Below are 12,030 nucleotides of genomic sequence, written 5' to 3'. Positions count from 1 at the left end.
CCCAATGCCCAATGCCCAATGCCCAATGCCCCAAAATACAGTAGCCTACTCCTCTGGTGAGGAATAATCTGCTGATTTCCCGCCACTCTTACTAATTAAATGAATCGATTCAATTTGAATTGACTTTTCTAAGGCTTTTGCCATATCGTATAAAGTCAGAGCAGCCACAGAAACGGCAGTTAAGGCTTCCATCTCTACACCAGTTTCAGCTTTGGTTTTGACTGTGGCTTGAATTTGATAACCAGGTAGTTGCGGATCGGGTATAATTTCGACTGCGATTTTTTGCAAAGGCAACGGATGACACAGAGGAATTAAAGTGGCTGTTTGCTTGGCTGCCATAATCCCAGCCAATCTTGCAGTTGCCAACACATCCCCTTTTGGAACATTCCCGGCTTGAATGGCAGCGAAGGTTGCTGGCAGCATTCGCACATTGGCCGCGGCTACTGCTTGACGGACGCTGGGTGCTTTATCAGACACATCTACCATCTGCGCCTGTCCTTGGCGATCTAGATGGGTTAAATTGGGAAAATTGGATGAAAAATTATCTTGCGCCATTTAGTTAGAACGTGTTAATATAGATTGTCGGTGAGGGCGTGTAGCTCAGTGGACTAGAGCACGTGGCTACGGACCACGGTGTCGGGGGTTCGAATCCCTCCTCGCCCGTTTTTAAAAGTTAAGAGTTGAAATTTAGGAGTGAGGAATTAAAGTTCCTCGCTCCTAACTTTTAGGTTTTTTAAGGCATAGGCATCTGGAGCTAGACCTAGTGCAAAGCGAAATGAGTTGGATAGGTTTTTGCTCGACTGGGTGAGGAAAAGGACAAGTGCAACAGAAGTGATTACAGCACCATAGCCAAACATATCGCGGTAGCCTACAAGTTCTGCGATGATACCCAGAAGAGGAGCAGCGATCGCAATTCCCAAGTCAAGTCCAGCTATGCATATAGCAAAAATTTGACCCCGTTCTTGTGGCAGTGAGCGGTCTGCCATCATTGTTACCATCATCGAGATGAGTGTACCACCACCAGCACCTTCAGCGATCGCAGCCAGTAAGAAAAACATCACGCTGTGAGCCTGCCATAGCAGTATTAAGGCTAAAACGTAGCAAAAAATACCAAATGTAATAAATAAACCACGACCAAAGCGATCGCTTGCCTTACCAGCAAATACTCTGATACTAAAACTAGAAATTGCCGAAGCTGTAAAAAACAGTCCGCCATTAAAGTCCACATCAGTGGATTTGAGGAATAACGACACAAAAGTATGTACAGCACCAATAGATAAACCAACCAACAACATAACTATCGTTGGAACTTTTACCCGTGGACTGCTCAAAATTTGCCAAAAGTTGCGATTCTCTCCCTCTGTTTGCTGTTGTGCCTGTACTGGCGGATTTGTGACTTGTACAATCTCCAAGAGAGCGACAAAACCCAATTCGGCACCGAAGAGAAATAATATCCCGTAACCACTTGTAGCTTCTAAATACCCACCCAAGGCAGGGCCAATTGCTAAACCAAGGGGAGTTGCTAAGGTCATGTAACCAATGATTTCGCCACGAGTTTCAGTTGGAGCTAAATCTGCGACTAAGGCACTGTAGCCAGTCGTAAAAGCGGCAATACTAATGCCGTGGAAAATTCGCACTAGGATTAATATCCCAATTGATTTGGTTGCCAAGTAACCGAAGGGTGCGATCGCCGCTACTATCGTACCAATCAGTAAGGTAATTTTTCGACCACGTTCATCGGCTAACCGTCCCAGCATCGGGCGAGATAGCAATAAGCCAATAGCGAAACTGCCCATCACAATCCCAATTTCTTGCTTGCTTGCGCCCACATCATCGATGTAAAGCGGTAGGGTTGGTAAGAGTGAAGACATGCTCGACCAGAATAATAAACCTGCTGTAAACAAAATCAGCAGGTTGCGTCGCAGTTCGGCGTCAAAGGTATTAAATGCTTTCAAGGTAGATGCAATTTAATGAGGTTTTTGTCAAGAGAGACGCGATTAATCGCGTCTGTACAAGAGTTAGGAGTTAGGAGTTAGGAGTAAACCAATATTTACTCTTGACTGTTTACTCATGCCCAATGCCCAATGCCCAATGCCCAATGCCTATGACTATTGTTACCTTACTTAACATTTTTTGCTACTACTTCTCGCACCCGATAGATAGGCCGTCCTTGGGATTCATGGTATGTACGCATGAGTAATTCTGCTAAAAGGCCGAAGCAAAATAACTGCACTCCAGTTACTAGGAGGAGAACTGCTAAAATTAGCAAAGGGCGATTGCCAATCATCTCACCTAAAACTAATTTGACGAAAGTCAAGTAAATTCCGATCGCAGTTCCCGAAACCATTGAAATCAATCCCAACAGCCCAAAAACGTGCATTGGGCGGGTGAGGAATCTTTTCATAAACAGGATGGTTAACAAATCCATCAACACGCGGAATGTCCGCCAAATCCCATACTTACTACGACCAAAGCGACGGGCATGATGGCGCACTGGTACTTCAGTAATTCTAGCTCCTTCGATGTACGCTAAAGCTGGTAAAAATCGGTGTAATTCTCCGTAGAGGTTCATATCTGCTAGCAGTTCTGCACGATAGGCTTTCAGTGAACAGCCATAGTCATGAATATTCACGCTAGTAGTACGGCGAATTAGCCAATTGGCAATTTTGGAAGGAAGTAAGCGATTTACAGCACCATCTTGGCGTTTTTGCCGCCAACCACTCACCAAATCGTAACCCTCATCCAGCTTTGCTAATAACATGGGGATATCAGCCGGGTCATTCTGGAGATCAGCATCTAAAGTGACGATCGCTTTACCGACTGCATAATAAAATCCAGCAGCCATCGCCGCAGTTTGTCCGTAGTTGCGACGCAAAATCACCGCCTTTAAATCTGTGCGGATTTGCGCCTGTTCTTTGAGAAAATCCCCGGAACCATCTGTAGAACCATCATCCACACAAATGATTTCATAATTTATCTGACTAGAAGATAAAGTAAATGCGATCGCTTCTAGTAAAAGCGGCAAACTTTCCACCTCGTCATGTATCGGCAGCACCACCGAAACATCTGGGACAATAGCTGAAATCGCCCCATTTTCCTGACTCAACCCTAGATCAACTAACCCACTCCTCATAAGCCTCAGCGCCCTCAGCGTCTCTGTGGTTCGTAACTCTTGATAACTCTACCAGCACCTCGCAGCTGCTGATAGTACGACTGACTAACAGCATCTCCCTGTTCCGAGAGAATATCAATGCCAATCCCATCCCGTCCCTGATCTTTCCCAGAACTATGAATGTAATAACCATCCGCCAAATAAAGCCCGACATGGGTTGCTTTTTGGCTATTTCCAAAAAATACCAGATCCCCAGCTGCTAATTCTGCAATAGTAATTGGTTGAGTGAATCCTTCCTGCTGATAGGCATCTCTAGGTAGCCAAATACCCACCGAAGCAAACGCCGCCTGCATCAACCCAGAACAGTCATAATTTGGCCCAACCGTACCACCCCAAAGGTAATAATTGGATTGTTGCATCGCTTTTTGGGTAAAGGCGATGACCTCCGCTAGCAGTTTTTTAATTTCAGATTCAGAAAATGTTGCAGCCTGATAATGTACAGTAGCAGATTGTAATGAATCAAAATCTGAAAGAGATACCCATCCCGGATAGTCATCTTCACACAAATACACCTCAATCGCTAAATTTTGATGATTTGATGTTACCCATAAATGTCTCCCAGATGCAGCTTGAGTTGCTAAACGCGTACATTCAGGAGAATCATATAAATTCAGGTCAGCTAAACACTGATACTCCCCTGATTTTAGATTTTGGATTTTGGATTTTAAATTAAAGGACATTACTAGAGAATGATTTTTTTTAATAAAGACGAACAACTGGAAAATCTTGGTAATGGCATTTTAGATGCAACTTGGGCAGAATTTCCGACCTTAGCCCGTAATCAAATTGCCCTGACTTGGGTTGTTTACGATCCACCAGTGCTAGTAAATACTGGTGGGGCGCTGACTCCCAATGCTTTTTGGGATCATCCAGTCCGTGGTTTTAGTTATCGTGGTGTTGAACGGATTTATCCCGCCAGTGTAGTCAAGCTATTTTACCTAGTGGCGGTAAACGAATGGCTAGAAAAAGGGATGACTAACACTTCCAAAGAGTTAGAACGCGCCTTGCGGGATATGATTGTAGATTCTAGTAATGATGCTACCAGCTTGGTTGTGGATATTCTGAGTGGAACCACATCAGGGCCAGAATTACCAACTGGGCCCTTTGAAACCTGGAAATATCAACGTAATATTGTTAACCGCTATTACCAATCTTTGGGTTGGGAAGAAATGGAGACGATTAACGTCTGTCAAAAAACTTGGGGTGATGGCCCTTATGGACGAGAACGGGCGTTTGCGGGAGACTTACTGGAAAATCGCAATATGTTGACAACAAATGCGATCGCTCGGTTACTGCATAGTATTGTAGGTGGGGTGGCGGTTTCAAGTGGGCGATCGCAAGCTATGATGGCTTTACTCAAACGTAATCTCAACGATTTACCCACTGACACCGAGGAAAATCAGGTAACAGGTTTTTTAGGTGGTGGACTGACTAAAAATGCTCAAATTTGGTCAAAAGCAGGTTGGACAAGTCAAGTTCGCCATGACGTTGCGTATATTGAAATACCAGAACAGCGCCCTTACCTCTTAGTGGTATTTACTGAAGGCAAAGCACAGGCTAAGAGTCAGGCAATTTTGCCCTTTGTTTCTAAACGAGTTGCCGATGCGATCGGTAGTCTATGATCTACTCTCCTTCTTTACAAGACGCTACCCATTCATATAGCGTTCCGTTCGCCCAGTGTCTCGTTGGCGCAGCCTAAGAAGAGAAGGAAAGGCAGTTCGTTCGTTAAAGAGGCAACTTTTACGGAGTTCAACCACTCATTAATGACGAATTCTGCCTCTTCTGTAGTAGATGTACTAACCTATATTTTTGTCAAGAAATTTAGAGACATTAGCCTAGACGTGTAATGGATTTAGTCTTTGCCAAATAGGTAATATTAAGATTTTCTTTTGTTACTATTTGATTCCAAACATCGCCCCAACCCTTTTTCAATGCGGTAACAACGGGTTTATTTTCTAGACCCAAATTATCGAGCAGAATCGTTTGGATAACGATAGGTGTGATCCAGATTAAGCCATAATAAGCGGGGATGGCTGTCATTACACCATACCCCTGCACAGAATAGATATACTCCATCATGCCCACAAGGCTAAGTAGTTGGTTGTCTTTCAAGAAATCATAAAACGTTTTCTCCAGCAATTTCGTTGGTGGCTTTGCTGGCATCGGCTTTTGTGAACCCATTATCTCGAAATGAAGGATATTATATCTGGCGAGGTCAAAAGCAATTCTAAGTTGTATCAACCTTGAATCAAAATTTTGGGGATGACCTAGTAAGGCTTTAGCCTTCAAAACGATATATTCGGATTGTGTAACAATGGGAGGCACTTTAAAAGAATCTGGAAATTCATTTTTGGTGAGAATCCCTCTAAAATTCGGATCATTCTTAACGAAATCGATTTGGTCGTTGTCCACAAAAAATTCCTTCAGTTCCTCAATCATGTGATAGTAGGAAGGCGATAAATAACATGTGCCTAACTCACAGACTGTCTTCTCATGCGATCCGCTTGGATAAGGGCCGTCTTCAGTAATGGTATGGGTTTTTCCAGAGTATCGGTCGGTTGATTCCAGAATTTCTATATTCGTGTATCCCAACCTCTTTAGCCTAACGGCAAACAAGAGACCACTAACACCAGCACCCAGAATTACAATCGGCGCGTCTGAATTACTTGGCAAGGCTTTTTTTGCACTTTCCACAGAATTCAGCATCAATTCGGCGTAATCCCAGCAATGCAAGACCGATTCAAAACAGGTGAATCCATGCACATACAAGGTATTATGTTGTCCCTGCAAATTCAGAAACTTCCAAGGTAAGCCCTCCTTCAAGTCTTCATTAGAGAAGTGATCGAAGTAAGGTGTAGTGACGGTTTCCAGTACCTCGTAGTTAGGAGAGAATGGCCACCAGTCGCTGTTCTGCAAGTCCTGTTTAAGTTTTTCCTTAAACTCACTGTCAGTCCATAGAGTCTTAGTTTCGCCTACAAATTGATAGACAGTCACCAAGTTATGTGTCATTTCACTCGCACGCTCAGTTCCAAATTCTTTGACGGATTCGTTACGATATGCATATACAGTTCCGTCCATCTTCTCCAATAGTTTTGAACCAAATATGACAGGATATGTTTTTGTCTCGGAAGATGAATTATTGACCTCGACTTTGAGTAGCGATGTATGGAATGTGAAATTTCTCAACTTGTCAAAGATAGCGCGTTCTTCAGGCGTGTAATCACAAATTTGAGACAAGTTCCTGGGGTCACAAGCTATGACAAGTAATTCACAGTTTTTTTCAATAATGGATTCGCTATTACCCTTTGTATATTCGAGGCGGACTGGGTTCAAACGTGAGGACGAAGAAAGAGTTACGTTGTTGCTATTTATTTGCTGTATCATTGCTAATTAAATGCTTTATATTAGCTGTGTTATTCAAGGACTGGTTTGAATTTTACATTATAAAATCAAACTACACAAGCAAGCTAAGAATTAAGAGAGCGATTTTTTTCGACAAAGATGCGAGAAGGTTTTTTATACGAGTATGACTTCAGTGATAACTGGCAGCATCAAATTCGGGTTGCAGCAATTCTCACTCCACAATCAAATTGCTTTTAGCGTTCGATCACTCTAGTAGTCTGTCTGATTAATTCTGAAGGGTTATAAAAGTTCGTAGTAAGGACTTTAGTCCTTGATTTGAGCGATAAATAGCTCACTACAAACCTGGGCATTACTAATGCGATAGACCACTAGGCAGAGGAAAGTAAGAAACTACTATTTCAACTTAAATTCGTCAAATTTCAATACTTCCGAATCCGGCTTGCGAGTATCAAAACGATAACTACTTATCGTACCCGTCCCCGTATCAAAGATACTAAAAACCGTAATATCATTACTCGCAATATAAGGCATCGGCTTTCCATCTTCACCCAACAAAGGGGAAATTGTTGGCACTATCGGTTCTAACCCATTAGGATCACCAACTTTAACATAATCTTCTTGATATCCAATTGGCACTTCTCGCTTTCTATCACCCCAAGCAGCGCCGTAAGTATTGCCTACATTAGATGTTTCTAGAAAGTGCATTCCACTCTGACTAACAAAACGGTTCCACAAATGGGAATGCCCATAAAATACCAATTGCACATTAGCTGCTTCAAGTAAAGGGACAACATCGCGGATAATGTAATCTGCATCTTTTGGGTACTCATAACGCACTGCTTTGATATTATTATCATCCCGTTCAATTATTTGAACTGGTTCTGTATAAGCAGGAACTATATTATCACCCAGAGTATGAGGTGGATGATGAAACATCACAACTTTGTATTTTGCTTGTTGAAACTCAGGACTGTTGAGTTCTGCCTTTAGCCAATTGTACTGCTTGCTGCCTTTAGCGATTGGCTCATAGATTACCTGTCCATAACCCCAATCTTCAGGATTATTTAAATCCTTTTCGGCTTCTCGATATCTACCCTTATGCTTTCCACCTAAGCTAGGAGTTCGCCACATATTCGTAGCGTACAGTACCACCAAACGCACATTACCAAAGCTGACTGCATAATATCTTTTTCCACCCTTTTTACTTTTTGGTAAAGAGAAAATCTCTTCATAAGTATTAGTATTAAAAGAATTATCTATTAAAGATTTGTCTTGATACATTTTTTGAGCGACGGCACGGGGAATTGTATCATCAAATTCATCATTTAAACTTCCCGTCCTGGCAAAGCGTCCCATCACTTCATGATTGCCAATGCAGGTAAACATGGGTGCGTGTTGAATTATTTGTCCACCGATGTAGGTTGTTTTTACACCGTCGTGCGTCATTTCATATTTAGCACGACCTTGTAAACCGGGAAATAACGCACCACCACTATTATCATCAAACCATTCTGAGGCGCGATCGCTAACATTCACTAAATCACCAGCAAACCACACCCCATCAACCCGGCCAACCGTTTCCACCACCTTTTGTAGATTTGCTGCTGTCATCGGTTTTAACTGATGGTCAGAGGTAAGTAAAATTTTTAGTGGTGTATCTGGTTTTGGAGTAGCTGCAAGGGTAAAGACATCACTGCTAACAGTTTCGCCGTCTTCTCGCCCACTCGTAATGCGATAGTTTACCCGCAAACCAGGAGTTAACCCACTCACCTCAGCCTCATGCCGCCAAATGTCGCGTTGGACAGGTTTTTGATAAACTTGTCCGTCTTTGATTTGGTTTGCAACTCTTGAGTGTTGGTCTTCACTAGTGCGAGTGAGTTTGGTAGTATTTGCCTTAGCAGTTTGTTGAAGATTTTCGCCGTAGGTTACTGTATGATTAACACCAGCAAACTCAGTAAACCAAACTACTTGCACTGAGGTTTCAGTTGGCAGTTGCAAAAATGGGTCGGTGAGCAATTGGGGTGCTGATGTCATAATTCTTTGCCCAAATGAACGCACAGTTAACAGAGTAAAGCATATAACAAGCACAAGCATAGCCAGCGAGAAAATTGTATGGCGGCTTTTGCGTCTGAGCATGAGTAACATCCCAAATTTTTTAGCAATACTGACTGAACGCAATTTTATTATTACTCCCTTTCCGTTACTCGCCCATGAACAATAAGGGTGTTAGGATATCTTTCACCAGCTGAATCTGACTTATGAAATTAGTTTGCTCCCAAAGCGATCTCAGTACAAATCTCTCACTCGTCAGTCGTGCAGTACCTTCACGACCAACTCATCCAGTCCTTGCCAATGTGCTGTTACAAGCGGATGCCCAAACTAACCAGGTAAGCTTAACAGCCTTTGATCTCAGCTTGGGAATCCGCACCAGCTTTAACGCAGAGGTATGGCAAAGTGGTGCGATCGCACTTCCTGCTAAGTTACTTGTAGATATCACTTCTCGTCTTCCAGAAGGCGAAATCACTCTAGACGATGAATCAGCCCTTACAGGTGTTACACCCGGTGGAGAAGGGTTAATTGTCACACTTACACCCAAGAGTGGACATTACCAAGTCCGAGCAATGGGGCCTGAAGAATTTCCTGACCTACCTGTAATTGAAAATACAGAAGTAATTCATCTTACTACGACCGCATTAATTGAGGGATTACGCGGTTCATTATTTGCTACTAGTGGAGATGAAACCAAGCAAGTACTTACAGGAGTGCATTTAACAGTTAAACAAGATACTCTAGAATTTGCAGCTACCGACGGACATCGCCTAGCAGTGGTAGAAACTAGCAACGAGCGTCCTTTAGGTGGAACTAGTCAATTGGAAGTGACAGTACCAGCTAGAGCATTACGCGAACTACAACGAATGCTAGCTCATAGTGCCTCATCAGATGAACCTGTAGCTTTATATTTCGATCAAGGTCAAGTAGTGTTTGCATGGCAAAATCAACGCTTGACTAGTCGCACATTAGAAGGGCAATATCCTGCTTATCGACAACTAATTCCGCGCCAATTTGAGCGACAAGTCACAATTGAACGCCGACAATTCGTCAGCACTTTAGAGCGAATTGCTGTACTAGCAGATCAAAAAAATAATATTGTCAAGCTCAGTATTGATAGCGAAGCCCAAGAAATTACCTTATCTTGTGAAGCTCAAGATGTGGGCAGTGGTAGAGAGTCAATGCCAGCACAAATTTCTGGGGAAAATATTGAGATTGCTTTTAACATTAAATATTTGATGGAAGGCTTGAAAGAGTTACCATCTTCGGAAATTCAAATGCATTTAAATCAAAGCTTAACTCCAGTAATTTTTACCCCATTGGGTGGTTTGAAAATGACCTATTTAGCTATGCCGGTGCAACTTAGAAGTTAACTTATAGGGCTTCTGGGTTGAATGACGTACAAGAAGCCCACCCCGGCAAAAGCTATGCTTTGTCTCCCCTTCCTAGCCTTTGAATGAAATTGTTAAATAATCTCCTCTACAGAAAATACTACTCTAAAGCCACAAACCCTCAGCCCACCATCTGACTCATTCCAGCTACGGCTAGCGCTGCGACACAGTTCGGCGTTGAAACTCCAAGAACCACCGCGTAGCACTCGGCGATTAATATCACCACCAACTTCCCAAGCTGTTCCATCTGAAGGTGCGTCGTTGTAATTGTTGTGCCACGAATCAGCGCACCATTCCCAAACTAGCCCGTGCATATCGTACAATCCAAAGGCGTTAGCGACTTCAAAACTACCGACGTTTGTTGTTTCTTTCCGGAATTTGCTTTTTGGTTCGATAGTGCAACTAACTAACTCAGAGGTAATAGTTTCGCCAAAATGAAAAGATGTTGTAGTTCCAGCCCGACAAGCATATTCCCATTCAGCTTCACTCGGTAAACGATAGTCGCGTCCAGTTTTTTCTGATAGTCTGAGACAGAATTCTACAGCCTCATACCAAGATACATTTTCCACTGGTCTATCTAAACCTTTGAATTTCGACGGATTAGGATTTAAAGCTTGTTTGACTTTGGGTAAAGCTGCTACTACTCTCCACTGTGCTTGAGTTACAGGGAATTTCCCCATAAAAAATGGTTCAACGGTAACTTGATGTCGAGGACGTTCGTCAGCATCTCCTTCAAACTCTGGTGAACCCATCATATAAGTACCACCAGGAATCGATACCATTTCTAATGTGACAGATTTACCCAATTCTTCGGCAAAGAAGTTTGCATTACAACTTATGCGGTTTACTTCTCTACCACCTGTGTCTACTGTCACTACATCAAATTCAAAGTTTTCTAAGGGGGGTAATGGTACTATTACTTTTTCTGGTGGCGGCGATAAAATGGGTTGAGGCATCGAAACAATTTTTAGGGCAACAGGTTCAATGTTCAATGTTGCAAATTTCAAATCGTTGAGAACTTCTGCTGCCGTTTGATACCTTTCACTTGGTAAATGTCTTAGTAATTTATCTAAAATTTTCCCTAAGTCGTCGCTGATAGTAATACCTTTTTCTTGTAAACGTTCGCGCCACAACCACTTAGCGTTCATGGCATCATAAATAGGGTCATTAATCTGTCCAGAAGCATCCTGCAACGGCAAACATCGAGTTAAAAGACGTACACAAGTTACACCCAAAGCATACAAATCACTGCCGTGACAAGCAAATCCAGCCATTTGTTCGGTTGGGGCATAACCAAGGGTGTAAATTACTGTAGCTTGTCTTCCTATACTGGTTTGTGTTACCTGTTTAGCACCGCCAAAGTCAATTAATACGGGTTTTTGATCACTTGCACGGCGGATAATATTTTCTGGTTTGATATCCCGATGAATGACATTATGAGTATGAATGAATTGCAGTACTGGCAATAAATCAGCTAAAAGTTCCCAAATTTGTGATTCACCATAAGCTTGTTGCTGAACTTCTTGTAAGAGAGTCTTTCCTTGAATAAATTCTTGTACGAGATACAAGCTTGCACCTTGTTCAAAGTAAGCTAGTAATCTGGGAATTTGGGTATGATTTTCTCCTAGTTCATACAACCGGAAAGCCTCTTCTTTAAAAAATTCTGCTGCTTTGGTACGTTGTCCTGTTCCCTGAAATTGTGGGAAAAATTGCTTGATGACGCAAGGCGCGTTTAGTCTGTCTACGTCTTCTGTAGCATAGGTTCTGCTAAATCCACCTTCACCTAAAAGTCTCAATACGCGGTAACGGTTTCTTAGAAGTTTGCCAAAGTTGCTTTGTCCGCAACTCACGCAAAATCTATTGCTATCAGAGTTGAATGGATTTGAGCAATTGGGATTTTGGCAGATTTGCATAATGAGGGGGAAATAGCATCTTCTCCAAAGTTAGCCCCAATGTTATCTAATTGAAAACAGTTATGTAGAGAAGCGAACACGGAAGTTTATTTATGTGTTTAAAATTGCTCTAATTCCTTCCTTTTTAAGGAGGCTTAGGGAG

10 protein-coding genes and 1 tRNA gene are annotated in these 12,030 nt (G+C 42.5%); 4 read left to right on the top strand and 7 right to left on the bottom strand.

Annotation, left to right across the window (positions count from 1 at the left end):
• Positions 1-45: 45 nt before the first annotated feature.
• Positions 46-555 carry a cyclic pyranopterin monophosphate synthase MoaC gene (gene moaC / locus CDC33_RS26715; protein WP_109011488.1) on the bottom strand — a complete coding sequence of 170 codons (510 nt, stop codon included), beginning with the start codon at positions 553-555 and terminating at the stop codon, positions 46-48.
• Positions 556-589: 34 nt separating this feature from the next.
• Here moaC and CDC33_RS26710 point away from each other — a divergent pair.
• Positions 590-663: transfer RNA gene (locus CDC33_RS26710), tRNA-Arg, on the top strand.
• Positions 664-701: 38 nt separating this feature from the next.
• Here the strand turns inward: CDC33_RS26710 and CDC33_RS26705 are convergent.
• From CDC33_RS26705 to CDC33_RS26695, 3 genes are all read right to left on the bottom strand, one after another.
• On the bottom strand, positions 702-1,955 hold the full coding sequence (locus CDC33_RS26705; RefSeq protein ID WP_109011487.1) for an MFS transporter: 1,254 nt from the start codon (positions 1,953-1,955) through the stop codon (positions 702-704).
• Between the two features lie 164 nt (positions 1,956-2,119).
• On the bottom strand, positions 2,120-3,133 hold the full coding sequence (locus tag CDC33_RS26700) for a glycosyltransferase family 2 protein (RefSeq protein WP_109011486.1): 1,014 nt from the start codon (positions 3,131-3,133) through the stop codon (positions 2,120-2,122).
• A gap of 14 nt (positions 3,134-3,147) precedes the next feature.
• The gene (locus CDC33_RS26695; RefSeq protein ID WP_109011485.1) at positions 3,148-3,852 is read right to left on the bottom strand and encodes a C40 family peptidase; all 705 of its coding nucleotides are present in this window, start codon (positions 3,850-3,852) and stop codon (positions 3,148-3,150) included.
• 9 nt (positions 3,853-3,861) lie between these two features.
• Here CDC33_RS26695 and CDC33_RS26690 point away from each other — a divergent pair, with 9 nt between their 5' ends.
• Positions 3,862-4,794, top strand: coding sequence for a serine hydrolase (locus CDC33_RS26690; RefSeq protein WP_109011484.1), 933 nt, complete (start codon positions 3,862-3,864; stop codon positions 4,792-4,794).
• 208 nt (positions 4,795-5,002) lie between these two features.
• Here CDC33_RS26690 and CDC33_RS26685 read toward each other — a convergent pair whose 3' ends face one another.
• Positions 5,003-6,556 (bottom strand): NAD(P)-binding protein, encoded by a 1,554-nt coding sequence (locus tag CDC33_RS26685; protein ID WP_109011483.1) that lies wholly within the window; start codon positions 6,554-6,556, stop codon positions 5,003-5,005.
• 117 nt (positions 6,557-6,673) lie between these two features.
• Here CDC33_RS26685 and CDC33_RS41730 point away from each other — a divergent pair, with 117 nt between their 5' ends.
• A complete protein-coding gene (locus tag CDC33_RS41730) occupies positions 6,674-6,772 on the top strand; it encodes an IS1096 element passenger TnpR family protein (protein ID WP_109011482.1) in 99 nt (32 codons plus the stop codon).
• A 156-nt stretch (positions 6,773-6,928) separates the two neighbouring features.
• On the opposite strand, the gene CDC33_RS26675 is transcribed toward CDC33_RS41730, so the two are convergent.
• A complete protein-coding gene (locus CDC33_RS26675) occupies positions 6,929-8,569 on the bottom strand; it encodes a purple acid phosphatase family protein (protein ID WP_244919358.1) in 1,641 nt (546 codons plus the stop codon).
• 224 nt (positions 8,570-8,793) lie between these two features.
• Between CDC33_RS26675 and dnaN the strand changes: the two genes are divergently transcribed.
• A complete protein-coding gene (gene dnaN, locus CDC33_RS26670; RefSeq protein ID WP_109011481.1) occupies positions 8,794-9,957 on the top strand; it encodes a DNA polymerase III subunit beta in 1,164 nt (387 codons plus the stop codon).
• A gap of 92 nt (positions 9,958-10,049) precedes the next feature.
• On the opposite strand, the gene CDC33_RS26665 is transcribed toward dnaN, so the two are convergent.
• On the bottom strand, positions 10,050-11,888 hold the full coding sequence (locus tag CDC33_RS26665; RefSeq protein ID WP_181374139.1) for a bifunctional serine/threonine-protein kinase/formylglycine-generating enzyme family protein: 1,839 nt from the start codon (positions 11,886-11,888) through the stop codon (positions 10,050-10,052).
• Positions 11,889-12,030 lie beyond the last annotated feature (142 nt).

Origin of the sequence: Nostoc commune NIES-4072 (assembly GCF_003113895.1) — a bacterium.
Taxonomy (GTDB): domain Bacteria; phylum Cyanobacteriota; class Cyanobacteriia; order Cyanobacteriales; family Nostocaceae; genus Nostoc; species Nostoc commune.
The sequence above is the reverse complement of the archived record's forward strand: the minus strand, read 5'-3'. Positions and strand labels throughout refer to the sequence as shown.